Origin of the sequence: Pseudomonas arsenicoxydans (genome assembly GCF_006438915.1) — a bacterium.
GTDB classification, from domain to species: Bacteria; Pseudomonadota; Gammaproteobacteria; order Pseudomonadales; family Pseudomonadaceae; genus Aquipseudomonas; species Aquipseudomonas arsenicoxydans_A.
The window spans coordinates 441,363-463,350 of the sequence record NZ_RCZE01000004.1; the positions used below are offsets into that span (position 1 = coordinate 441,363).

The 21,988-nt window shown below is 59.9% G+C and carries 22 protein-coding genes and 3 pseudogenes; 6 read left to right on the forward strand and 19 right to left on the reverse strand.

The annotated features are described in order from the left end of the window. The first annotated feature begins 153 nt into the window (after positions 1-153). Positions 154-1,473 carry an MFS transporter gene (locus tag EAH78_RS11165; RefSeq protein WP_140667582.1) on the forward strand — a complete coding sequence of 440 codons (1,320 nt, stop codon included), beginning with the start codon at positions 154-156 and terminating at the stop codon, positions 1,471-1,473. A gap of 129 nt (positions 1,474-1,602) precedes the next feature. Here the strand turns inward: EAH78_RS11165 and EAH78_RS11170 are convergent, their stop codons facing one another. Next, entirely contained in the window at positions 1,603-2,358 is a 756-nt protein-coding gene (locus tag EAH78_RS11170) for a COG4705 family protein (RefSeq protein WP_140667583.1), read from the reverse strand. 379 nt (positions 2,359-2,737) lie between these two features. Between EAH78_RS11170 and EAH78_RS11175 the strand changes: the two genes are divergently transcribed. Continuing rightward, positions 2,738-3,367 (forward strand): flavin reductase family protein, encoded by a 630-nt coding sequence (locus EAH78_RS11175; RefSeq protein ID WP_140667584.1) that lies wholly within the window; start codon positions 2,738-2,740, stop codon positions 3,365-3,367. On the opposite strand, the gene EAH78_RS11180 is transcribed toward EAH78_RS11175, so the two are convergent. After that, the gene (locus EAH78_RS11180; RefSeq protein ID WP_140667585.1) at positions 3,368-3,598 is read right to left on the reverse strand and encodes a hypothetical protein; all 231 of its coding nucleotides are present in this window, start codon (positions 3,596-3,598) and stop codon (positions 3,368-3,370) included. Positions 3,599-3,639: 41 nt separating this feature from the next. Next, positions 3,640-3,993: an antibiotic biosynthesis monooxygenase family protein gene (locus EAH78_RS11185; protein WP_140667586.1), complete on the reverse strand. Its 354-nt coding sequence runs from the start codon at positions 3,991-3,993 to the stop codon at positions 3,640-3,642. A 335-nt stretch (positions 3,994-4,328) separates the two neighbouring features. On the opposite strand from EAH78_RS11185, the gene EAH78_RS11190 reads away from it, so the two are divergent. Further along, the gene (locus EAH78_RS11190; RefSeq protein WP_140667587.1) at positions 4,329-5,258 is read left to right on the forward strand and encodes an AraC family transcriptional regulator; all 930 of its coding nucleotides are present in this window, start codon (positions 4,329-4,331) and stop codon (positions 5,256-5,258) included. Between the two features lie 142 nt (positions 5,259-5,400). Here the strand turns inward: EAH78_RS11190 and EAH78_RS11195 are convergent. From EAH78_RS11195 to EAH78_RS11255, 13 genes and pseudogenes are all read right to left on the reverse strand, one after another. Beyond that, positions 5,401-5,583: pseudogene (locus EAH78_RS11195) on the reverse strand (TOBE domain-containing protein); the annotation flags it as partial. A 168-nt stretch (positions 5,584-5,751) separates the two neighbouring features. Then, positions 5,752-6,615 (reverse strand): methyl-accepting chemotaxis protein, encoded by an 864-nt coding sequence (locus EAH78_RS33280; protein ID WP_430539928.1) that lies wholly within the window; start codon positions 6,613-6,615, stop codon positions 5,752-5,754. Next, a pseudogene (locus tag EAH78_RS33285) lies at positions 6,610-7,392 on the reverse strand (MCP four helix bundle domain-containing protein); the annotation flags it as partial. The gene EAH78_RS33280 and the pseudogene EAH78_RS33285, both read right to left, overlap by 6 nt. A gap of 78 nt (positions 7,393-7,470) precedes the next feature. Beyond that, on the reverse strand, positions 7,471-8,265 hold the full coding sequence (tatC, locus tag EAH78_RS11205; RefSeq protein ID WP_140667588.1) for a twin-arginine translocase subunit TatC: 795 nt from the start codon (positions 8,263-8,265) through the stop codon (positions 7,471-7,473). Then, positions 8,262-8,672, reverse strand: coding sequence for a Sec-independent protein translocase protein TatB (gene tatB, locus EAH78_RS11210; RefSeq protein WP_140667589.1), 411 nt, complete (start codon positions 8,670-8,672; stop codon positions 8,262-8,264). Before tatB ends, tatC begins: the two co-directional genes overlap by 4 nt. Before the next feature lie 40 nt (positions 8,673-8,712). After that, a complete protein-coding gene (locus tag EAH78_RS11215; RefSeq protein WP_140667590.1) occupies positions 8,713-8,961 on the reverse strand; it encodes a twin-arginine translocase TatA/TatE family subunit in 249 nt (82 codons plus the stop codon). 25 nt (positions 8,962-8,986) lie between these two features. Next, positions 8,987-9,142, reverse strand: a pseudogene (locus tag EAH78_RS11220) (phosphoribosyl-ATP diphosphatase); the annotation flags it as partial. Between the two features lie 289 nt (positions 9,143-9,431). Then, positions 9,432-10,487 (reverse strand): ABC transporter ATP-binding protein, encoded by a 1,056-nt coding sequence (locus tag EAH78_RS11225; RefSeq protein ID WP_140667591.1) that lies wholly within the window; start codon positions 10,485-10,487, stop codon positions 9,432-9,434. Positions 10,488-10,505: 18 nt separating this feature from the next. Continuing rightward, positions 10,506-11,354, reverse strand: a complete 849-nt coding sequence (locus EAH78_RS11230; protein ID WP_140667592.1) for an ABC transporter permease — start codon at positions 11,352-11,354, stop codon at positions 10,506-10,508. Further along, positions 11,351-12,259: an ABC transporter permease gene (locus tag EAH78_RS11235; protein WP_140667593.1), complete on the reverse strand. Its 909-nt coding sequence runs from the start codon at positions 12,257-12,259 to the stop codon at positions 11,351-11,353. Before EAH78_RS11235 ends, EAH78_RS11230 begins: the two co-directional genes overlap by 4 nt. Before the next feature lie 196 nt (positions 12,260-12,455). Beyond that, positions 12,456-13,559, reverse strand: a complete 1,104-nt coding sequence (locus EAH78_RS11245) for an extracellular solute-binding protein (RefSeq protein ID WP_140667594.1) — start codon at positions 13,557-13,559, stop codon at positions 12,456-12,458. 218 nt (positions 13,560-13,777) lie between these two features. Further along, positions 13,778-15,226, reverse strand: coding sequence for an aldehyde dehydrogenase family protein (locus EAH78_RS11250; protein ID WP_140667595.1), 1,449 nt, complete (start codon positions 15,224-15,226; stop codon positions 13,778-13,780). Next, positions 15,223-16,860: a 5-guanidino-2-oxopentanoate decarboxylase gene (locus EAH78_RS11255; RefSeq protein WP_140667596.1), complete on the reverse strand. Its 1,638-nt coding sequence runs from the start codon at positions 16,858-16,860 to the stop codon at positions 15,223-15,225. The genes EAH78_RS11250 and EAH78_RS11255 overlap by 4 nt, the downstream gene beginning before the upstream one ends. A gap of 161 nt (positions 16,861-17,021) precedes the next feature. Here EAH78_RS11255 and EAH78_RS11260 point away from each other — a divergent pair, with 161 nt between their 5' ends. Beyond that, positions 17,022-17,903 (forward strand): LysR substrate-binding domain-containing protein, encoded by an 882-nt coding sequence (locus tag EAH78_RS11260; protein ID WP_140667597.1) that lies wholly within the window; start codon positions 17,022-17,024, stop codon positions 17,901-17,903. A gap of 106 nt (positions 17,904-18,009) precedes the next feature. Here EAH78_RS11260 and EAH78_RS11265 read toward each other — a convergent pair whose 3' ends face one another. Both EAH78_RS11265 and EAH78_RS11270 read right to left on the reverse strand, forming a co-directional pair. Then, positions 18,010-18,624, reverse strand: a complete 615-nt coding sequence (locus tag EAH78_RS11265; RefSeq protein WP_140667598.1) for an NAD(P)-dependent oxidoreductase — start codon at positions 18,622-18,624, stop codon at positions 18,010-18,012. A 189-nt stretch (positions 18,625-18,813) separates the two neighbouring features. Next, complete coding sequence (locus EAH78_RS11270; protein WP_140667599.1) at positions 18,814-19,701, reverse strand: MBL fold metallo-hydrolase; 888 nt, start codon at positions 19,699-19,701, stop codon at positions 18,814-18,816. A gap of 114 nt (positions 19,702-19,815) precedes the next feature. On the opposite strand from EAH78_RS11270, the gene EAH78_RS11275 reads away from it, so the two are divergent. Both EAH78_RS11275 and EAH78_RS32310 read left to right on the forward strand, forming a co-directional pair. Then, the gene (locus EAH78_RS11275) at positions 19,816-20,721 is read left to right on the forward strand and encodes a LysR family transcriptional regulator (protein ID WP_205017963.1); all 906 of its coding nucleotides are present in this window, start codon (positions 19,816-19,818) and stop codon (positions 20,719-20,721) included. A gap of 135 nt (positions 20,722-20,856) precedes the next feature. Beyond that, positions 20,857-21,033: a hypothetical protein gene (locus EAH78_RS32310; RefSeq protein ID WP_170219114.1), complete on the forward strand. Its 177-nt coding sequence runs from the start codon at positions 20,857-20,859 to the stop codon at positions 21,031-21,033. A gap of 9 nt (positions 21,034-21,042) precedes the next feature. Here EAH78_RS32310 and EAH78_RS11280 read toward each other — a convergent pair whose 3' ends face one another. Continuing rightward, positions 21,043-21,939, reverse strand: coding sequence for a helix-turn-helix domain-containing protein (locus tag EAH78_RS11280; protein WP_140667600.1), 897 nt, complete (start codon positions 21,937-21,939; stop codon positions 21,043-21,045). Positions 21,940-21,988: the final 49 nt, after the last annotated feature.

The window sequence follows — 21,988 nt, forward strand, 5'->3', positions numbered from 1 at the left end:
TCACACCCAATCCAGCATAAGCGGATTTCCGCTCATCAAGCCTTCAAAACCCCTCTAAACCGCACCTCTACCCATTGGCACACCTCCTGCTATAGCCCATGCAGGCTGCGTTTCAACGCGCTCCACAAAAACAATTAAAAGAAGGATCCTTCAATGGATAACTCCAACGCCCTGCCCCTTGGGTCGGCTGCCGTGCCCGCCAAAGAAAGAACCACTTCCAGCCGTATCAAGTCGATCTTCAGCGGCTCCGTCGGCAACATGGTCGAGTGGTACGACTGGTATGTCTACGCCGCCTTCTCCCTGTACTTCGCCAAGGCCTTTTTCCCTAAAGGCGACACCACCGCCCAACTGCTGAACACCGCCGCAATCTTCGCCGTGGGCTTCCTGATGCGCCCGATTGGTGGCTGGGTGATGGGCCTCTATGCCGACAAGGTCGGGCGCAAAAAGGCCCTGATGGCCTCGGTCTACTTGATGTGCTTCGGCTCGCTGCTGATCGCCCTGAGCCCGGGTTATGAAACCATCGGCATCGGCGCACCGATCCTGCTGGTGTTCGCTCGCTTGCTTCAAGGCCTGTCGGTCGGCGGCGAGTACGGCACCTCGGCGACGTACCTCAGCGAGATGGCGACCAAGGAACGTCGCGGTTTCTACTCCAGCTTCCAGTACGTGACCCTGATCTCTGGCCAGCTCATCGCGTTGGCGGTGCTGATCGTGCTGCAACAAACCCTGACCACCGAGCAACTGTACGACTGGGGCTGGCGCATCCCGTTCGCCATCGGCGCGCTGTGTGCCGTGGTCGCGCTGTACCTGCGTCGTGGCATGGAAGAAACCGAGTCGTTCAGCAAAAAAGAGAAGGCCAAGGAAAGCGCGATGCGCACCTTGATGCGCCATCCCAAGGAACTGATGACCGTGGTCGGCCTGACCATGGGCGGCACCCTGGCGTTCTACACCTACACCACCTACATGCAGAAGTATCTGGTGAACACGGTCGGCATGAGCATCTCCGACTCGACCACCATTTCGGCGGCGACACTGTTCCTGTTCATGTGCCTGCAACCGATCATCGGCGGGCTGTCGGATAAAGTCGGTCGTCGACCGATCCTGATCGCCTTCGGTATTTTGGGGACGCTGTTCACCGTGCCGATCCTGACCACCCTGCACACCGTTCAAACCTGGTGGGGCGCGTTCTTCCTGATCATGGCGGCGCTGATCATCGTCAGCGGCTACACCTCGATCAACGCAGTGGTGAAAGCCGAACTGTTCCCGACTGAAATTCGGGCACTGGGGGTGGGTTTGCCGTATGCGCTGACCGTGTCGATCTTCGGCGGTACTGCGGAATACATCGCCTTGTGGTTCAAGAGCATTGGCATGGAAACCGGCTATTACTGGTATGTCACGGCGTGTATCGCGGTGTCGTTGCTGGTGTACGTGACCATGAAAGACACCCGCAAGCATTCGCGGATCGAGACTGACTGACCGTTAAATTGAGGGTGGCTTTACTGGCCTCTTCGCGAGCAAGCCCGCTCCCACATTTCTACCGCATCTCCCTGAGAGAACTCGGTCAAATGTGGGAGCGGGCTTGCTCGCGAAGGCCGCACCTCGGTATCAAGTCATCTTTGCAGCCGTTTGCTTTCCATATTTATTCTGAGCAAACGAAGCCCCCGCAATCATCACCACCAGAATCCCCGCCAACACCAACGACGAACCAATCGTCCCAAAATACAGACCACCCTTCTCATGCGGCTTGGTCAGGAAATCCCCCAGCGTTGCGCCGAATGGCCGAGTCAGCACAAACGCCACCCAGAACAGCAACACCGACGAAATCTTCGTGAAGTATTTCAGCAGCACCACGACGGCAATGGTCGAGCCAATCAGCAGCGCGCCACCGGCAAAACCCAGGCCCGAATCGTCGGCCAGGTAGTCGCCCAGTGCCGTGCCCAGGGTGTTGGAAAACAGAATCGCCATCCAGTAGAACATCTCACCGCGAAAGGTTTGGACCTTGGTGACGTTCAGCGAATCGCCGCTCAGGCGCCACGCCGCAAAAATCCCGATCAGGATCGCAATCAGGATCATCGAACCGGTGGCATAGCCCAATCCGAGGGTGCGGTCCATGAAGTCTGACATGGTGGTGCCGGCGGTGCTGGTCGACAGGATCACGATCCAGTACAGCACCGGCTTGTAGGTTTTCGACATCAGTTGCGTAACCAGGGTCAGCACGAACACGCTGATCAGAATCAGCGAGCTGATGGCATAACCGACATTGAGGGTCATCGACAGCAAGTCGCCGGCGGTTTCGCCCAGCGTCGTAGCGCAGATTTTCATCACCCAGAACGCCAGGGTGATCTGTGGAAGTTTGTTCATCAGGGGGTGAGCTCCATTGTCCATTGCGGCCTGTTTTCAGGCTGCGCGCAGACTGGACGCCGGGCGGTGAAAATCAAGTCAGGGCTTTATGAAAAATCTGTCACACCGCTGACGATTTCGACAAAACCGGCCCCGCCGAAGCGATCGGCTGATCACAAGAGCAAAACCAACACAAAACCAATGTGGGAGCGGCGGTGCGACGATTCGACTTGCTCGCGAAGAGGCCGTGTCAGTCGACATCACTGTTGAATGACACATCGCTTTCGCGAGCAAGTCGAATCGTCGCACCGCCGCTCCCACATTTGAATCGTGTTGCTGGAAATAACGCGCTCGTCCTTGCACTATGGCGCGATCCCGAACGAAGCCTCAGGAACCCTTCATGCCCGACGACATTCACTACTACGAACCCGCCAACGGCCACGGCCTGCCCCATGACCCGTTCAACGCCATCGTCGGCCCGCGCCCTATCGGCTGGATTTCCTCGCAGGATGCCAACGGCCGCTTGAACCTGGCGCCGTATAGTTTCTTCAACGCGTTCAACTACATTCCGCCGATCATTGGTTTTTCCAGCATCGGGCGCAAAGACAGCCTGAACAACATCGAGCAAACCGGCGAATTCGCCTGGAACCTCGCCACTCGCCCCTTGGCAGAGCAGATGAACCAGAGCTGTGCCATGGTCGGGCCAGAAGTGAATGAATTCGAGTTGTCCGGATTAACCCCCGCCGCCTCGACAATCATCCAGGTACCACGGGTCGCCGAGAGCCCGGTGTCCTTTGAATGCAAGGTCACACAGATCATTCAGTTGCAGCGCGCGGATGGGAATGTGGTGCCGAGCTGGCTGATTCTCGGCGAAGTGGTCGCCGTGCATATCGCCAAATGGCTGTTGAAGGATGGGGTCTACGACACCGCCGCAGCAGAACCGATTCTGCGCGGCGGCGGGCCGGCGGACTATTTTCAGCTGGGGCCAGAGGCGTTGTTCAAGATGTATCGCCCGGGGGCGGTCAAGTAATTACCAGAGCAGGTCGGTGTTTTCCTTGACGTCCTTGAGGCGAGTCAGCTCTTTGGCGGCGGCTTCATCGGCGTCATGAGCGGTCTTGAAGGTCTGGTCTTCAAGGACTTTGTGGAATCGCGGTGCGCCCGCACCACCCAGGGCTTTGACGGCAATGGCGGCGTGGTATCCACCCTCACCCGGTACTACTGCGGAAACGGCTTCGAAGTGTTCAAAGGCTTTACGTGCCATGGCGCGGATCCTGGCTGGTTGAGAATGCAGTCATTAAACCCTCAACCCGCCATTTTGTGTACCCACGACTGGGTCTGACCCAGCGCCTGGGCGGCCGACACCTCCTTGAAGGTATGAAAATCCAGGCTGTTGACCACCAGGTCCTGCACCAATTGGGCAAACACTTCCATCGCCGGGGTGCTGAAGTACGCGGTCATGGCCTGCTGGTTCATCCAGAAACCGGACACCAGCCACAACTCGGTATCGCATTGCGACTGTTGCAGGGTAAAGCTCAGGCAACCCGGTGCAGTGCGCGTCGGCTCGATCAGGGCGCTCAGGCGCGCGCCGAGTTCCACCGAACGCCCGGCGTGGGCACGGACAAAAGCCATATGACTGACGGGGATCTGCGTAGACATGTTCAACCCTCCCAGGTACTCGAGTGGCAGCCGTGGGACGGGCTGCGACAGGATCAAAGGTTAATCGCGCACCCGCCAGCGCGGTTAGTCGATTCCTGCCGGCTTGTTGCACAATCCTGCGCGCGTCGCAAAAAACCTGGATCACTTGGCAAAGGGCTTTCAGGTCAATGAAACAGGGCTTTCAAGCAAGTTTTACGGGGGCTGCCCAATGCTAGAGGCACCGCTAATTCACCCCGTGCAGAATCAGGCAAGGTTGAGGCAGGATGTATCTACCGCATCGTCTTGCACAAACATAAGCTGAGCCCATTATTCATGCCCCACCGAGGATGCCTTGCATGTCGTCGCTCGATCATTTTCAAGCCCCGCTGGATGCCGAGATGGAGAAACAGCGCGCGGAACTGGCCGCTATCATCCGTCGCTATACAACCGATGATGGCAATTATGCGACCGCCGTCGGCTCGTTGTTCATGGCCAAACACAGCAAGTCCCATGACTTCGCCCCAGTGCTCGCCCAACCGGCGTTGTGCATCATGGCGCAGGGGCGCAAAGAGGTGCGGCTGGCGGACGAATACTTCAATTACGATCCGCTGAATTACCTGGTGGTCTCGGTCTCGATGCCGCTGAGTGGGCGGATCGTCAATGTCACCTCTGAAGAACCGATTCTCTCGGTGCGGCTGGATATCGACCCGACGGAAATCACCGCGCTGATTGCCGATGCCGGACCTTTAGGTGTGCCGAGCCGGCCGACGGGTCGTGGCCTGTATGTCGAGCGGGTCGACAGCGCCATGCTCGACGCGGTGCTGCGTCTGGCGCGTTTGCTCGACACCCCGAAAGACATCGCCATGCTCGCGCCGCTGATTCGCCGGGAGATTCTGTATCGGTTGTTGCGCAGCCCGCAGGGGCATCGGCTGTATGAGATCGCGATCGCCAACAGCCAGAGCCATCGCATCAGCCAGGCGATCCAGTGGCTGAACGGCAACTATGAGCAGCCGCTGCGTATCGATGATCTGGCGAAGGAAGTGAACCTGAGCGTGTCGACGCTGCATCACCGGTTCAAGGCCATGACGGCGATGAGTCCGTTGCAGTATCAGAAGCAGTTGCGGTTGCAGGAAGCGCGGCGGTTGATGCTGGCGGAAGGGTTGGAGGCTTCGGCGGCGGGGTATCGGGTGGGGTATGAAAGCCCTTCGCAGTTCAGCCGGGAATACAGCCGGTTGTTTGGGGCACCGCCGTTAAGGGATTTGGCGCGGTTGCGATTGTCGGTCTGATCTGATTTTGCGGTGTGGCTACTGACGCCTTCGCGAGCAAGCCCGCTCCTACATTTCTACCGCATTCTCCTGAAAGAACTCGGTCAAATGTGGGAGCGGGCTTGCTCGCGAAGAGGCCAACAAGACCGACATCAAGTCCGGATCAGGCACCCAGCACGCGGCAAGCCTCAGCCGGCAAGGTCACCGACACCGGGTTGCCAATGCTCAAGCCAGCGCCCTGACACGGTGTACTCAGCGCAGTAAACGTCACCCCGGAACACTCCACCGTGGTTTCAATCGTCGCGCCGATATCACGCACGAACGTCACCTTGCCCAGCAAGCGGTGAAATGGCATGACTATTCCACTTCATCATATCTCTATGTGCGACTTGCCCAGCAACTCCGGAAAGATCGCAAGTCGTGTCCTTTTGCATACGTCATACCGGGTGACTGACAGAATGGTCAGCCTCTGGAGCTCATCCATGAGCCATTGGAGAGAGTGCTCTCCCCTGACTTAGAGTCTGAACTTGCCCACCAGATTATTGAACGAAATGGCCAGGCGCGACAGTTCCTGGCTCGAAGCGCTGGTCTGGTTCGCACCGGCGGCAGTCTGGGTCGACAGGGCCTGGATGTTCACCAGATTGCGATCAACTTCGCGTGCCACATGGGCCTGTTCCTCGGAAGCGGTGGCAATGAGCATGTTGCGGTCATTAATCTGAGCGATACTCTGCGCGATACGCTCAAGGGACTGACCTGTGGCCTGAACCAGCGACTGAGTACTGGTCGCCAGCGTACGGCTGCTGCCCATCGAACGCACGGCCTGGTTGGCGCTGTTCTGTACCGCACCAATCATCCCCTCGATTTCACCGGTAGAGGCTTGAGTGCGGGCGGCCAACGCTCGCACTTCATCCGCGACTACGGCAAAGCCTCGGCCTTGCTCGCCAGCGCGGGCAGCCTCAATGGCGGCATTCAGTGCCAGCAGGTTGGTCTGTTCGGCGATCGCGCGGATGACGTCCAGCACCTTGCCAATATCTTGCACCCCTCCCGCCAGCTTTTCGACAGAGGCGGTGGACGCGGTGATTTCGGCGCTGACACTGTTAATGGCATTCACTGCTTCAAGCGCCTGGTCTCGGCCTTTGGCTGTTTCTTCGCTGGTGCTTTTCGATGCGTCGGAAGTGGAAATGGCGTTGCAGGCAACTTCTTCGACCGCTGCGGTCATTTGCGTGACGGCGGTCGCGGCTTGCTGGATTTCGTCGTTCTGGCGTGTAAGGCCGCGGCTGCTTTCCTCGGTCACCGCATTGAGTTCTTCGGCAGCTGAAGCGAGTTGTTCCGCTGCGCTGGCGATTTGTTGGATCGTAGCCTTGAGACTGCCCTGCATGTCGCCAAGAGCGATCAGCAGTTGGCCCGTCTCATCACGGCCAGTACTGATGATCGTCTGGCTCAGGTCCCCGGCTGCCACACGCCGAGCACTGGCAACGGCCGTGGCGATCGGTCGACTGATCACGCGACTGATGAACACGCCCAACATCAGCGCGGCAATGAATGCGACGGCAATGCAGATGTAGAGAGCAGTATTGGCCGAGAGCGCCTGTTGCGAAGCATTCACGGCGCCTTCGTCAATCTGGCGGTTATTCGACTCCACCATGATTGTCAGTTCGTCCATCACCGTCTGATAAGCTTTTTGCAAATCAGTATCCAACAGTGTTCTCGCCCCCTCGATATCCCACTTGGCAATCAAACCGACAGCTCGGTCGACCAGTGCCTGATAGGCTGGCCAGTCCTTCGCCATTTTGTCTCCGGCGGCACGTTCATCGTCTTCCAGAGGGCTGGCACGGTATATGGAAAACGTTTTTTCACTGGCCGCCCGGTTGGCAGTGATACTGGCCAGAATCTCACTCTTCACGCTCTGAGGCCCATTGGCAGCGATCACCGCCATGAGTCGATACAAATCGCGGTTCTGAGAGACAGCGCTGGTCCTGGTTTCTGCGATTTTGGTGACAGACAGCAAGTTATGGGAGAAGACCGCCTGGAGGGTACTCGAAAGGGTGGTGATACCCCGACTTCCCAGTACGCCCACTCCTAATGTAATAAACGCGCAAAGCGCGAATGAAAAAATGAGTTTGGTCGACAGCTTGGCGTCATAAAACCAGTTCATGCTGAGACATCCTATGGTGGGCAGCGGGGCATCGATAGGTCGCAAGAGAAAGCAGGAATGAATTCCCACACAGTGTGTTCACGTTAGGGTCGCTGGCGGCTGGTCGTTGTGATCGTCAACCGGCTGGTCTTCCGGATGCTCGCCACGCTTGCTGATCAGGCTGCCAAACAGGATGCCGATCTCGAACAGCAGCCACATCGGTACCGCCAACAGCGTCTGCGAGAAGATGTCCGGCGGCGTCAGGATCATGCCGACGACGAAGCAGCCGATGACCACGTACGGGCGGATTTTCTTCAGGTATTTGACGTCGACCACGCCGATCCACACCAGCAGCACCACGGCCACCGGGATTTCAAACGCCACGCCAAAGGCGAAGAACAGCGTCATGACGAAATCGAGGTAGCTGGTGATGTCGGTCATCATTTCCACGCCTGCCGGGGTGGCAGCGGCGAAGAATTTGAAGATCAGCGGGAACACCAGGTAATAGGCGAAGGCCATGCCGGCGTAGAACAGCACGATGCTCGACATCAGCAAGGGGACGGCGATGCGCTTTTCGTGCTTGTACAGGCCCGGCGCGATGAAACCCCAGACCTGGTGCAGAATTACCGGGATCGCCAGGAACAGCGACACCATCATGGTCAGCTTCAACGGCGTGAGGAACGGCGAGGACACGTCGGTGGCGATCATCGTCGCGCCCACCGGCAAATACTGGCGCAGCGGCGTGGAAACGAAGGTGTAGATCTGCTGGGTGAACGCGAACAGCCCGGCGAAGATGATGAAGATCGCCGCGACGCAACGCAGCAGGCGCGTGCGCAGTTCGGTGAGGTGCGAGACCAACGGCATGTGTTGATCGTTTTCGGGAAGGTCGCTCATGGGGCTCGCGGCGGCAAAGTGTTGTCGCGAAGGGCCGGCTTGATCGGCGCCGGTTCAGCAACGGTCGTGGTCTGCGACGTGGCGAAGGCGGGCGTCGCTGCCGTCGTGGGTGCAGGAATCGTCGGCTCCGCCACTGGCTGCACCGGCGTCGGCTCCTGCTGGGTCGGGGTGAAAATCTTCCGCGCCTCTTGCTCCAGCGACAGAATGTGCTCGTTGTGCAGTTGCCGACGAATCTCGTCGGCACCGATTTCACGTTCAACTTCCTGTTTGATCGCGTTGAAGCTGCGCTTCAAGCGCCCGACCCACAGGCCGGCGGTGCGCGCAGCACCCGGCAGACGCTCGGGACCCAGCACCAGCAGGGCAACGAGGCCGACGAGCAGCAGTTCAGAGAAGCTGATACCAAACATTAGTCAGTGCTCACACGTCTTTGCGGATTGGCTCTTCGACTTATTGTGCCTGTACGTCGATGGTGTGCGGCTGGTTCACGGACTGCGTGGTCTGCGGCTGAACAGGCGAAAACGGTTGGGCCGGGGTCACCGTCGGATCGGCTGGTTTTTCATCGTCGTTCATGGCTTTCTTGAAGCCCTTGATCGACTCGCCCACGTCCGTGCCGAGGTTTTTCAGTTTCTTGGTGCCGAATACCAACACGACAACAACCAGGATGACGATCCAGTGTTTCCAGTCAAAAATGCCCATGTTGCTGCTCCTCTCTAATCATTGTTCAGGCGGATGGGCGCGAGGCTTTCTCGGCGTATCCGGAGAGACCGAAACGACGGTCCAGTTCATCAAGTACAGCCTGTGGAGGCTGCCCCAGTTGGGCGAGCATGACCATGCTGTGGAACCATAAATCGGCGGTCTCGTAGATCACATCGCTGCAGTGGGGAGCTGAAGGTGAACACGACTTCCTTGCGGCACTGGATAGCCCCGAACAAATTATTCATAGCTAAATTTTCCGCGGGTCGTGATAGGCAGAAATCGGCCACAAGCATCCGATGGACACGGTGATGGCAGTATCGCCGCGTCCTGCCGACGATCACCACCATCACCTGCCACGTCCCCATTTCAGTACTACCGTGACTTCGCCAGATTCAATTTGAACTCCGGCTGCTCCCACAGCTTTGGGAACTGCCCGCCAAAGAGCCGGCAAAGCCACAATCAAATCGGGATCAGGCACCCAATACGCGGCAAGACTCAGCCGGCAAGGTCACCGACACCGGGTTGCCAATGCTCAACCCAAACCCCTGGCACGGCGTGCTCAGCGCGGTAAACGTCACCCCGGAACACTCCACCGTGGTTTCAATCGTCGCGCCGATATCACGCACGAACGTCACCTTGCCCAGCAAGCGATTCCCCGCCGTCGCCTGCGGGTGCGACAGTTGCAGGTCTTCCGGACGAATCAGCATCTTCACTTTTTCGCCGACCACAATGCTGCTGCAGATCGGCACGTCCAGTGCATCGCCACCTGGCAAACCAACCTTGCCATTGCCCAGCGCCGTGGCCGGGAAGATGTTGCCGGAACCGATAAAGTCCGCGACAAATTCGTTGGCCGGGTGGCGGTAGATTTCGATCGGCGTGCCGACTTGTTGCACGCGATGTTCACCCAGAACCACGACGATATCCGCCATGGTCATCGCTTCACGCTGATCGTGGGTCACCATGATCGTCGTGATGTTCAAGCGTTGTTGCAGCTGACGGATTTCCACCTGCATCGACTCGCGCAGCTTGGCGTCCAACGCCGATAGCGGTTCATCCAGCAGGAGGATTTTTGGTCGCGAAGCAATCGCCCGGGCAATCGCCACGCGCTGGCGCTGACCGCCAGAGAGTTTGGCCACCGGGCGATCAATCATTTCCTGCAGCTGAATCAGCTCCAGCAACTCCACCACTCGCTTCTGCTGGTCAGCTTTGCTGACACCACGCAGTTTCAGCGGATAGGCGATGTTCTCCCCCACCGTCATGTGCGGGAACAAGGCCAGCGATTGAAACACCATGCCGAAATTGCGCTCGTGCGCCGGGGTGTGGCCAATGTCTACACCGTCCAGGCGAATCTCGCCGCCGGTGAGCGTTTCAAGGCCGGCGATCATCCGCAGCAAGGTGGTTTTGCCGCAGCCCGACGGGCCGAGGAAACACACCAGTTTGCCCTCGGGCAAATGCAGGTTTACATCTTTTACCGCGCAGGCCGAGCCGTAGTGTTTCTCGACGTTTTCCAGAATAAGACCAGACATATGAAGCACCTCAAGAAATCAGAACGAAACGCCACCTTCACCGACCAGCTTCTCCAGCGCCCAGATCAGGACGAAGTCGATCAGCACGATCAGCACGGCAAACGAGAAAACGGTAGGGTCGAGCGACGACACGGTGCGGCTGTACATCCAGATCGGCACGGTCATGACGTCGATGGTGTAGAGAAAATAGGTCACGGTGAATTCGTTGAACGAGACGATGAACGCCAGCAGCGCACCCGCCAGGATCCCCGACTTCATCAGCGGCACCACCACATCGACAATCGCCCGGGTCGGCGAGGCACCGAGCATTTGCGCGGCCTCCTCGACTTCGCTGCCGATGGACAGCATCGCCGCGGTGCAGTTTTTCACCACGAACGGCAGGGCCAGAATCACGTGGGCAATCACCAGTCGCGAGGTGGTCATCTGAAACGGCAGGCTGTCGAACACCAGCAGCAACGCCAGGCCCAACACCACCATCGGAAACACCAGCGGCAGCGACATCAATTGCAGCGCCACGGCTTTGCCACGGAACTCGCAACGGGTCAGTGCATAAGACGCCGGCACCGCGATGATCGTGGCGAACACCATGGTCAGGCACGCGACCATCAGGCTGGTGGTCATGGCTTTGCCCAGGCTCAGCACGTCGTTGCCGTCCGGCGAGACGAAGGTGTGCCAGGCGGCCTTGTACCATTGCAGGCTGTAGCTGCTCGGCGGAAAGTCGAGGTTCGACGAACCGCTGAACGACATCACGATCATGGTCAGGATCGGCAACACCGCCAGCAGCAGGATGAAGCCCGAGAGAATGCCGGCGAACTTGCCGGTTTCGCCCGGCAGCAGCCCATAACGTTTCTTGATCAGGGTACTCATTGCGAAGCCTCCAGCATGCGCCGACGGCGGCCAGTGATGTATTCGGACAAGGTCATGATCGCGAGTGTGGTGACAATCAGCACCACACCGGCAGCGGAGGCCGCGGGCCAGTTCATCAGCGGCGCGATCTGGTCATGGACCATCACCGCCAGCATCGGCACGCGTCGACCACCCAGCAGCAAAGGCACCACGAAGCTGCTGGCGTTATAGGCGAACACCAACGTCGCGCCAGTAATGATCCCCGGCATGCTCATCGGCAGCACCACCTGGCGGAACACCTGGAAGCGACTGGCGCCCAGGGTCGCAGCGGCTTCTTCGTAAGTACGGGCGACGCCACGCATGGCGCTGGCGATTGGCAGCACAGCGAGCGGGAACGCGGTTTGCACCAGGCCCATCAGCACGCCGTTCTGGTTGTAGAGCAGCATGATCGGGCGCTTGATCAGACCGAGGCCCATCAGTGCCTGATTGAGCATGCCGCCCGGGCCGAGGATCACCAGCCAGCCGTAGCTTTGCAGCAGCAGGTTGACCAGCAACGGCAACAGCACCGCGGCGAGGAACACTCGGCGCACGAACGGTGAGGTCAGGCGCGACATGGTGTAGGCCACGGGAATCGCCAGGACCACGGCGATCACTGCGCTGATCAGCGCCAGGCGCAGGGTCAGCAGCAAGGATTTGAGGTAATACGGTTCGAGCAACTGGGCGTAGCTGGCCAGGCTGAACCCGGTCCATTCCGCGCCTTTGGTGCCCACGCTCATGCGCAGGACCAGCAGGCTGGCGGCGATCAGCACACCCATAAACAGCATCGACGGCGACAGGAAAAACCAGGCGCGGGTCGTCGGCGAAACACCCCGGCGGGCGCGCACGGGGGCGATGCTTACCGGATGAGTCAAAGGTTGGTGTTCCATAGCAAAGGGTCTCGTCAATGGAAAGCAGCTGACAAACACAAGACTTGAAGCGACGACGTTCTAGTGTGGGAGCGGGCTTGCTCGCGAAGGGGCCGTGTCAGTCGACATCAATGTTGAATGTCACACCGCATTCGCGAGCAAGCCCGCTCCCACATTTTGATTTGTGGTGCTCTCAGGGCTTGTGGTCGTCACTCAATCAGGAAGAAAAGATTTCCGTGTAGCGACGAATCCATTGGTCATGCACGGTGGCCAGGAAGGCGTTGTCGTGCATGATCGCCTTCTCGGCAATCTGCTCTGGCGTGAGGATGAACGGGCTCTTGCGCGCTTCGGCGGAGATGATCGCCTTGGAGTTGACCGGGCCGTTGTAGATGTCTTCAGCCATCTTGCCCTGCACCAACGGGTCCAGAGAGTGGTTGATGAAGGCATACGCCATGTCGGTGTCGCCCGGACGATTCTTCGGCATCACCGATTGCATCAAGTCGGTGTAGAAACCTTCCTTCATGCCAAAGGTTGCACTCAGGCCGTAGGCCGGGTCGCGAATCTGTTTCGGGAAGAACGCCGGTGCGTACAGGCCGCCCATGTCCAGGGAACCGGTGCGGAACAGCTCGGCGATCTGATTCGGGTTTTCACCCAGGGTGACCACGCGATCTTTCAGCTCGGCGAGTTTCTTGAAGCCCGGCTCAATGTTGTGTTCGTCACCACCGGCCAGTTTGGCGGCGATGATGATCAGGTCCATGGCCTCGGTCCAGTTTGGCGGCGGCAGGAAGATGTTCGGTGCCAGCTCCGGGTCCCACAGGTCGGCGTAAGTGTTCGGTGCTTCTTTCTGGGTACGGGTGCTGTAGACCAGGCTGTTGCACCAGAGCAGGTAACCGATACCGTGGCCATTGGCGCCGGTGCGGTATTTTTCCGGTACGTCGACCAGGTTCGGAATGCGGTTGAGGTCGGGTTTTTCCAGCAGGTTGGCGGCGGCCAGACCTTCGGCACCGACACCGGCCAGGGTGATGACGTCGTATTGCGGACGATCACCGCCAGCCTTGAGCTTGGCGACCATTTCCGAGGTACTGCCGGTACGGTCAGCGATGACCTTGCAGCCGTACTTGTCTTCGAAGGTCGCAGCGATGTTGCGCAGTGCTGCCAGGCCGGTGTCATCGGACCAGGTCAGCAAACGCAGGGTCTTGCCCGCAAAACGTGTGTCGCTGGCATTAGCCTTGATGAACGGCATGCTCATGGCCGCTGCTGCCACCGAGGCTACGCCCACGGTCTTGATAAATTGACGTCTGTTCAGATCATGCTCGCCCATTACGGACTCCCTTTGTTTTTGTAGGTATGAGGCTGGTCGCAACCGTTGCTTCTGCGCCGCCAGATCTGCTTCAAGCCCCCGTATTCACGGGGTTTGCGCTGAGCCGACGGGTTCATCCTGAGGTCGTGTAAAACACCTGACTATCGATAAAAACTCATTGAAGCCATGACGCCAGCGCATGCCTCCTTTCGAGGCATGCGCTCACCTTTTTCGTGCTTTCAGACAGCCCGAATCACGTGTTTGATTTCCTGGAACGCCTGCAAGCCCCACGGCCCTAACTCACGGCCGATGCTGCTCTGTTTGTAGCCGCCCCAGGCGGTCTGCGGGAAGATCACCTGCGGTGCATTGATCCACACCAGCCCGGCCTGCAAGGCGTTGGCGACCCGATCAGCGGCCTCGGCATTGCCCGTCACCACGCTGGCCACCAGGCCAAACTGGCTGTCGTTGGCCAAGGCAATCGCCTCGGCTTCAGTGGCAAAACTGCGCACGCAGATCACCGGGCCGAAAATCTCTTCACACCACAACGCACTGTCGAGGGGCACTTCGGTGAAGATTGTCGGCTGCAAAAAATATCCGCGCGGCAGGTCCGCCGGACGATTGCCGCCACAGATCAGCTTGGCGCCGGCACTCAAACCTCGATCGATGTGGCCGAGCACACGCTGGTATTGCGCCTGATTGACCAGTGCGCCCATCTCCACCGCCGAGTCGAACGGGTCGGCTACGCGAATGGCTTCGGCACGCGCCTTCAGACGTAGCAGGAATTCATCGGCCAGTTCATCGGCGACCAGCACACGGCTGGTGGCGGAGCACATTTGCCCGGCGTTGAAGAAACCACCGCCACAGGCCACTTCCACCGCGAGGTCGACGTCAGCATCGGCCAGCACCAGCAGCGACGATTTACCGCCCAGTTCCAGGCTCACGCCTTTGACGGTTTCCGCTGCGCGTTGCATGACCTGCACACCTACCGCGTTACTGCCGGTGAAAGAGATCTTGGCGATGCGCGGGTCCGCCGACAGCGGCGCGCCAACGGCCAGACCGGTGCCGCACACCAGGTTGAAAACGCCGGCCGGTAAACCGGCCTGGGCGATGATCGACGCCAGTTCCAGTTCCGGCAGTGGGGTCACTTCCGAAGGCTTGAGCACCACGCAGCATCCGGCGGCCAGGGCCGGGGCGAGTTTCCACGCCGTGGTGACCATCGGAAAATTCCACGGCACGATCAGGCCGACCACACCGGCCGGTTCGCGGCGCAGGCGAGCGCTGAAATCGGCGCTCGGCAATTCAACGGCGCTGTCTTGCTTGGCGTCGAGGCCTTCGGCCAGACCGGCGTAATACTCGAACGTGGCGATCACGTCATCGACATCGATGGCGGCTTCGAACAACGGTTTGCCGTTGTTGCTCGACTGCAAATGCATCAGTTGCTCGCGACCTGCCTGCACGCCTGCAGCGATGTTGCGCAGGATCGCGCCGCGCTCGGCACCGGTGGTTTTCGACCAGTCGGCGAAGGCGTTGGTGGCCGCGCTCACCGCGTGATCGACCGACTGTGCATCGCCGCCATTGACGGTGGTCAACAAGGCTTCGGTCGCCGGGTTGATCACGCGCAAGTGTTCGTTGCCGGCCGACCATTGGCCATTGATGAACAGACCGTCGAGCGTGGTTGGGAAAGTCATTTCGACACCGCCTTCATCCACTGGGTCTGATCGATTTCAATCAGGGTCGGACCCTGGCGGTCAGCCGCGGTACGCAGTGCAGTGCGCAGTTGCTCGACGCTGCTGATGGCTTCGGCTGCGCAGCCCAGTGCCTTGGCCACACCGATGAAGTCCGGGGTGTAGATGTCCACGCCGACCGGCTCGATAGCGCGGTTGACCATGTATTTTTTGATCTCTTCATAGCCCTGGTTATTCCACAGCAGCACGATCACCGGGGTCTGCGCTTCAACGGCACTGGCCAGTTCCGGCAGGGTGAATTGCAGGCCACCGTCACCGATCAGGCACACCACCGGAGGACGCGAACCGCTTTCAGTGCTGCCGCCGAGCCAGGCGCCAATCGCTGCCGGCAACGCGTAACCCAAGGTGCCGTAACCGGTGGACGAGTTGAACCAGCGACGTGGGCGCTCGGGGTTGAACGTCAGGTTGCCGGTGTAGACAGGCTGGGTCGAATCGCCGACGAACACGGCGTCCGGCAACTCGTGCAGGACGGTTTCGAGGAAACGCGTTTGCGCCAGGGTCGGGGCATCCCAGGTCTGGGCCAGTTCTTCGCGCAGACGGGCGGCACGCACCTGACCCCAATCGTTGCGGCGCTCGGCCAGGGATTTGTGCGACAGCGCGCTGAGCAAGGCCTGGGCGGCGTTGCGCGAGTCGGACACCAGCGCCACGTGCGGCGGATAGTTGCGTACGGTCTGGTCCGGGTCGATGTCCACGCGCAGCAGCTTGCCCGGGATGTCGAAACCACCGGCGAAGGTCACGTCGTAGTCGGTCTCGGCCAGCTCGGTGCCGATCGCCAATACCACGTCGGCTTCGGCCACCAGTGCGCGGGTCGCGACCAGGCTCTGGGTCGAACCGATCAGCAACGGGTGATTGGATTCGAGCATGCCTTTGGCGTTGATGGTCAGGGCCACCGGCGCGTGCAGCAGTTCGGCCAGTTCAGTCAGTTCAGCGGCGGCATCGATGGCACCGCCACCGGCGAGAATCAGCGGACGCTTGGCGCCGGCCAGCAATTCGGTCATGCGCGAAACGGCGGTCGGCGATGCGCCGGCGCGGTCGATGTTCACCGGTACGCTGGTCAGCAGGTCATCGGCTTCTTCAACCAGCACGTCCAACGGAATTTCGATGTGCACTGGGCGCGGACGTCCGGCCTGGAACAGCGCAAAGGCACGGGCCAGCACAACCGGCAATTCGGCGGCCGACATCAGGGTGTGGGAGAACGCCGCGACACCGGCGACCAATGCGCCCTGGTTCGGCAGTTCATGCAGCTTGCCGCGACCGCCGCCCAACTGGCTGCGCGATTGCACGCTGGAGATCACCAGCATCGGGATCGAGTCGGCATAGGCCTGGCCCATCGCCGTGGTGATGTTGGTCATGCCAGGGCCGGTGATGATGAAGCACACACCCGGTTTGCCACTGGTGCGGGCATAACCGTCGGCCATGAAACCGGCGCCCTGTTCGTGACGCGGAGTGACGTGGTTGATGCTCGAACGGGCCAGCCCGCGATACAGCTCCACGGTGTGAACCCCGGGAATGCCGAACACCTGCTCAACGCCATAATCTTCGAGTAGCTTGACCAATACTTCGCCGCACGTCGCCATTGTGTTTTGCCCTTCTTGTTCGTTTGAGACGCCGGGCCTGCGCAGTGTTTATGATGGGTGGGCAGGTCCAGGGATGGCCTCATTGGAACGGGCGACACGTAGCCGCAACAATGGATAAAAAGTCATACTAGCCATGTCCTTACGTCATACCTTGGATCCCAATGAAACGACTGCCTCCCCTGCCGGCGCTGCACACTTTTCTGATTACCGCGCAGTGCTGCAATTTCACCCGGGCCGCTGAACAGCTGCACATCACCCAAGGCGCGGTGAGCCGGCAGATCGCCGGGCTCGAAGATCACCTCGGTTATGAGCTGTTCATCCGCCAGGCTCGCGGCCTTGATCTGACGGCCGAAGGTCGGGAATGGCTGCCACGGGTGCAGCAGATTTTCGGCTTGATCGACGAGGCGGTGGAGCAGATCGGCGAGAAGCGCGAAACCTTGCAGCTCAAGGCGCCCACCTGCGTGATGCGCTGGCTGTTGCCGCGTCTTTTGCAGTGGCAACGGGAACGTCCGGACGTGCCGGTGGAGCTGACCACCACGGTCAAGCACGGCGTGGATTTTCATCGTGAGCAGTTCGATGCGGCGGTGATGTACGGCGTGCCACCGGACAGCACGTTGGCGTCGCAACGCCTGTTTGAAGAAATATTGACGCCGGTCTGTTCCAGGCCGCTGCTTGAAGGCCCGGTGCCGTTGCAGGCACCTGAAGACCTTGAGCGGCACATGCTGCTGCACCCGACCCGAGATGAACGGGACTGGAAAGCCTGGCTGGCCACGGCCAATGTTCGGCTGAACAATGTCAGCAAGGGTCAGCACTTCGAAACGCTGGACCTGGCGATGTCGATGGCGTCGCAGGGGACGGGTGTGGCGATCGGGGACTGGTCGTTGATTGGTGATGACTTGAGCGCCGGACGGCTGGTGATGCCGTTTGAATTGAAGGTGAAGACAGGGTTGGCGTATTACCTGGTATTGCCGCAAAAGCCCGCACCTTCGCCGAAGTTGCAGGAATTGTTGGGGTGGTTGGTGGAGCAGGCTCAGAGCCGCTGAAAAGCTGAAAAGCTTCGCGAGCAAGCCCGCTCCCACATTTGATATTTGTCACACTGGAGATCAAATGTGGGAGCGGGCTTGCTCGCGAATGGTTTAAGCCGCGCTATCAATACCCGACCGTAAACCGCTGGCGGGAGTGCTTCGGCGCTTCCACTTCATCGATCATCGCGATCGCATAATCGGCGAATGTGATCCAGCTGCGCCCTTCCCGGCTTACCAGCAAATCATCCTGGCCAATGCGGAACACCCCCGTGCGCTCACCTTCGACAAACTCCGCCGACGGTGACAGGAAGGTCCAGTCCAGGTCCTTTTCCTGACGCAGGTTCTCAAGGAACAAAGCACCGGCACCCGCCTCGGCTTTGTACGCTTCGGGAAAGCCCTCGCTGTCGATGACGCGCGTTCCATTCGGCAACAACAACGAACCGGCACCGCCCACCACCAGCAGACGTTTCACCCCGGCCTTTTTCACCGGCCCGATCACCGCCGCGGCGGGCAGCGTCGAGAAATGCGCGGCGCTGATGACCACGTCATGACCTGCCACAGCGGCTTGCAACGCTTCGCCATCAAGGGCATCGACATTCTTGCTGACCACACCGGCACGCTGGCCGATCTTCGAGGTGTCGCGGGCAATGGCGGTGACGCTGTGACCACGACGCAGGGCTTCTTCCAGCAATTGGCTGCCGGCACGGCCGGTGGCCCCGATGATTGCGATTTTGCTCATGACGTTCTCCAGTCCGGTTGGGTTTAAATGTGTTGGCAGTGCTCATTGTGGCGAGGGGGCTTGCCCCCGTTGGGCGGCGAAGCAGTCGCAAAACCTATGCATGCGGTGTGTCTGACACACTGCAGGGGAGCGCTTCGCACTCCAGCGGGAGCAAGCTCCCTCGCCACAGGTATCCGATATCCCGTAACCTCACTCGCCCCACTTCATCTCGCCCGTGGCGACTTTGGCGCTCAGCTCCAGCGAGCTTTCATCGCCCAGTGTCGGGAAGCGTTTTTTCATCGCGGCGATCAGTGCGGTGGAATCTTTGGCCTTGGCGGTTTCTTCGTCGAACGCCTTGATGTAATCCACGGTGAACCGCACGGCCGCCAGGGAGCGGGCGCTATCACCGAGGTAATGACCCGGCACGATGGTGTTCGGTTTCAAGGTTTCGATGGAGTGCAGCGTAGTCAACCAATCGGCGTGCGATTGCGGGGTTTGCGTGTCGGCCATCCAGACATGGATGTTTTCTGCCACGACCACCCCGCCGACGACCGCTTTGATCGAAGGAATCCAGACGAAGGTGCGATCCGGCTGTTTGCCGTCCAGCCCCACCACCTGCAACTTCTGCCCTTCCAGTATCAGGCTGTCGCCCTTGAGCACGCCGGGCACGATGGTTTTCGCCGGCACGTCAGCGCCCATTTTCGGGCCCCAGAACGCCAGTTTGCCGTCGACGGTGTGCTTGATGTGGTCCACGGTCGGCTGCGAGGCGAGCACTTTGGCGTTGGGAAACGCAGCGGTCAGCGTGTCGAGGCCGAAGTAGTAATCCGGGTCGCCGTGGCTGATGTAGATGGTGGTCAGTTGCTTGCCGCTGGCGCGGATTTTCTCGACCACGTGTTCGGCCTGGGATTTGCCGAACTGCGCGTCCACCAGAATCGCATCTTTCTCACCACTGACCAGCACCGAGGTCACCGGGAAGATCGCCTGGTCACCGGGGTTGTAGACATCCAGCGTCAGGGGCGAGGCCGCCGCTGCATGGGCCGCGAAGCCGAGCGTGGCGGTGGCCAGCAAAATCCGCTTGAAGGTGGTGAAACCGATCATGTGTTGCTCCGTTGTCCGAATGCCGTGCTTGGCGATGGGAGGGAGCTTAGTTGCATGACTCAGTACAAAAAATGCGATGCTTGAACATAGTTTGTTTCTGAAAGCGGGCAAATCATGGATCGTCTTCAAGCAATGCGCGTATTTGTCACAGTGGTCGACCTCGGTAGCCAGTCGGCCGCTGCGGATCATCTGGACCTGTCACGGCCGGTGGTGTCGCGCTATCTGGCGGAACTGGAGGACTGGGTCGGCGCCCGACTGATGCACCGCACGACCCGCAAGCTGAGCCTGACCGCCGCCGGCACCGAGATGCTGCCTCGCTGTCGGCAGATGCTCGACTTATCCACGGACATGCAGGCCGCCGTCAGCGAGCCGGACGATGCGCCGCGCGGGTTGCTGCGGATCAGTGTCAGCACTTCCTTTGGCCAGGCGCAACTGGCGGACGCCATGGCGGCCTATGTCAAACATTACCCCGGCGTCAGCATCGACCTGCAGATGCTCGACCGCACGGTGAACCTGGTGGATGAACGCATTGACCTGGCGATCCGCACCAGCAACGACCTGGACCCGAACCTGATCGCCCGACGGCTGACGGTCTGCCGCTCGGTGATCTGCGCCTCCCCGGCCTACCTGCTCGAACATCCGATGCCGCAGCGGGTCGAGGAATTGAGCCGGCACAACTGCCTGACCCATTCCTACTTCGGCAAAAGCCTTTGGCATTTCGAGGAGGACGGCGAGCCGGTCTCGGTGCCGGTGCAAGGCAACATCAGCGCCAACGAAGCGAGCACCTTGCTGCGCGCAACCATCGCCGGCGCGGGGGTGGCGATGCTGCCGAGTTATCAGGCCGGTGTGCACATCCACAGCGGCGAACTGATCCGCCTGCTGCCTCATGCCGAACCCCGGCCGATGAACATCTACGCGGTGTATGCGTCACGCAAACACATGCCGACGGCGCTGCGCAGCCTGCTGGATTTTCTGGTGCTCAGATTCCCCGAAGAACCTGCCTGGGATGTCGGCCTGTAACCCCGTCCCTCCTACAAGGGGGCCATCAGTGTTCTGAATATGGGGATAAAAGCGATGCCGCTTTAGTGGCAACTCACCCGCGCTGACCTATGCTCAAAGTAATACCGAAGGGTATTTCGTTCAGAGGTCAACGCCATGAACATCAAAACAAGAAGATACCTCACCATTTTCATCACCTGCGCGGTGACGCTGGCGCTGTATGGCACCGCGGCCTGGCGGGTCGAGCAGGCACGGCAACTGCCCCGCGAATTTGCGAGCTGCAATTTCGAGCGCTGCATCCCTCACAACGCGACCCTCAACGCCCTGCGGTGACGGAGGGGATCAGGCCTCGTTGTCCTGATCGGCCTTCAAGCGGTCGCGGAACGCCTTGGGCGAAATCCCCACGCGACGCCGGAACAGGCGCGTGAAGTTGGTCGGATCGGAAAACCCCAACACATCAGACATTTCGTAAATGGTCATGCTGGTGTAAGTCAGCAACCGCTTGGCCTCCAGCAACTGCCGTTCGTGCATGATCTGTAACGCCGGTTGTCCCGCCAGTTCACGGCACGTGCCATTGAGGTGGGACACGGAAATCCCCAGCCGATGCGCCAGGTCTTCAACCTTGACGTGCTGGCGGTAAGTCTCTTCCACCAGTTGGATAAACCCGTTGAGGTATTCCCGGGCACGCTGCGGACGCTGGCTGGCGCTGCGGCGGGAAATGACCTGCCGGCTGATCCAGACCATGATCACGCTGACCAGTGAATGCATGAGCATTTCACGTGCCGGTTGGTGACCGGTGTATTCGTCTTGCAGCGCTGAAAACAGGCTGTTGAGGTAGTCGCCGTCCTTGCCCGCCGGGTAGCTTTCGGCCTGGGCCAGCGCATTCACCGAGTTGCCCAGTTGCGCCTGCAAATGGGCGATCAGCGGCGCGGCGAGGGTCAAGACAAACCCGTCGACGTCTTCGGAAAATCGATAACCATGCACCGACAACGGCGGCAGGATCAGCACGGTCGGCTCGGTCAGTTGCGTGCGTTTACCTTCGATCTCAAGCTCTGCCTGACCTTTGAAGACGAAGAGTAACTGGCACAAATCGGCGTGACGGTGGGGTTTGATTTCCCATTGATGTTCGCGGCTGCGTTTGGAAATGGTTTCGCAGTGCAGCAAGTCGGGGGTCGGCCAGTCCAGGCTTTCACCGTAGAGCTTGAACACTGGAATGGAAGGCAGGTCAGGCTTGTTCATCACTTCAATCCAGGCCTCGGGGGTTACGGGCGATAATCGCACCGATTGG

Excerpts from the sequence above, each read along its gene's own strand:
- EAH78_RS11245 (WP_140667594.1), bottom strand. The coding sequence starts at position 13,559 with ATGGGCGAGCATGATCTGAACAGACGTCAATTTATCAAGACCGTGGGC.
- EAH78_RS11265 (WP_140667598.1), bottom strand. The coding sequence starts at position 18,624 with ATGAGCAAAATCGCAATCATCGGGGCCACCGGCCGTGCCGGCAGCCAA.
- tatC (WP_140667588.1), bottom strand. The coding sequence starts at position 8,265 with ATGAGCGACCTTCCCGAAAACGATCAACACATGCCGTTGGTCTCGCAC.
- EAH78_RS11250 (WP_140667595.1), bottom strand. The coding sequence starts at position 15,226 with ATGACTTTCCCAACCACGCTCGACGGTCTGTTCATCAATGGCCAATGG.
- EAH78_RS11175 (WP_140667584.1), top strand. The coding sequence starts at position 2,738 with ATGCCCGACGACATTCACTACTACGAACCCGCCAACGGCCACGGCCTG.
- EAH78_RS11230 (WP_140667592.1), bottom strand. The coding sequence starts at position 11,354 with ATGAGTACCCTGATCAAGAAACGTTATGGGCTGCTGCCGGGCGAAACC.
- EAH78_RS11270 (WP_140667599.1), bottom strand. The coding sequence starts at position 19,701 with ATGATCGGTTTCACCACCTTCAAGCGGATTTTGCTGGCCACCGCCACG.
- EAH78_RS11165 (WP_140667582.1), top strand. The coding sequence starts at position 154 with ATGGATAACTCCAACGCCCTGCCCCTTGGGTCGGCTGCCGTGCCCGCC.
- EAH78_RS11225 (WP_140667591.1), bottom strand. The coding sequence starts at position 10,487 with ATGTCTGGTCTTATTCTGGAAAACGTCGAGAAACACTACGGCTCGGCC.
- EAH78_RS11170 (WP_140667583.1), bottom strand. The coding sequence starts at position 2,358 with ATGAACAAACTTCCACAGATCACCCTGGCGTTCTGGGTGATGAAAATC.
- EAH78_RS32310 (WP_170219114.1), top strand. The coding sequence starts at position 20,857 with ATGAACATCAAAACAAGAAGATACCTCACCATTTTCATCACCTGCGCG.
- EAH78_RS33280 (WP_430539928.1), bottom strand. The coding sequence starts at position 6,615 with ATGCAGGGCAGTCTCAAGGCTACGATCCAACAAATCGCCAGCGCAGCG.
- EAH78_RS11280 (WP_140667600.1), bottom strand. The coding sequence starts at position 21,939 with ATGAACAAGCCTGACCTGCCTTCCATTCCAGTGTTCAAGCTCTACGGT.
- EAH78_RS11255 (WP_140667596.1), bottom strand. The coding sequence starts at position 16,860 with ATGGCGACGTGCGGCGAAGTATTGGTCAAGCTACTCGAAGATTATGGC.
- EAH78_RS11260 (WP_140667597.1), top strand. The coding sequence starts at position 17,022 with ATGAAACGACTGCCTCCCCTGCCGGCGCTGCACACTTTTCTGATTACC.
- EAH78_RS11180 (WP_140667585.1), bottom strand. The coding sequence starts at position 3,598 with ATGGCACGTAAAGCCTTTGAACACTTCGAAGCCGTTTCCGCAGTAGTA.
- EAH78_RS11275 (WP_205017963.1), top strand. The coding sequence starts at position 19,816 with ATGGATCGTCTTCAAGCAATGCGCGTATTTGTCACAGTGGTCGACCTC.
- EAH78_RS11190 (WP_140667587.1), top strand. The coding sequence starts at position 4,329 with ATGTCGTCGCTCGATCATTTTCAAGCCCCGCTGGATGCCGAGATGGAG.
- EAH78_RS11215 (WP_140667590.1), bottom strand. The coding sequence starts at position 8,961 with ATGGGCATTTTTGACTGGAAACACTGGATCGTCATCCTGGTTGTTGTC.
- EAH78_RS11235 (WP_140667593.1), bottom strand. The coding sequence starts at position 12,259 with ATGGAACACCAACCTTTGACTCATCCGGTAAGCATCGCCCCCGTGCGC.
- EAH78_RS11185 (WP_140667586.1), bottom strand. The coding sequence starts at position 3,993 with ATGTCTACGCAGATCCCCGTCAGTCATATGGCTTTTGTCCGTGCCCAC.
- tatB (WP_140667589.1), bottom strand. The coding sequence starts at position 8,672 with ATGTTTGGTATCAGCTTCTCTGAACTGCTGCTCGTCGGCCTCGTTGCC.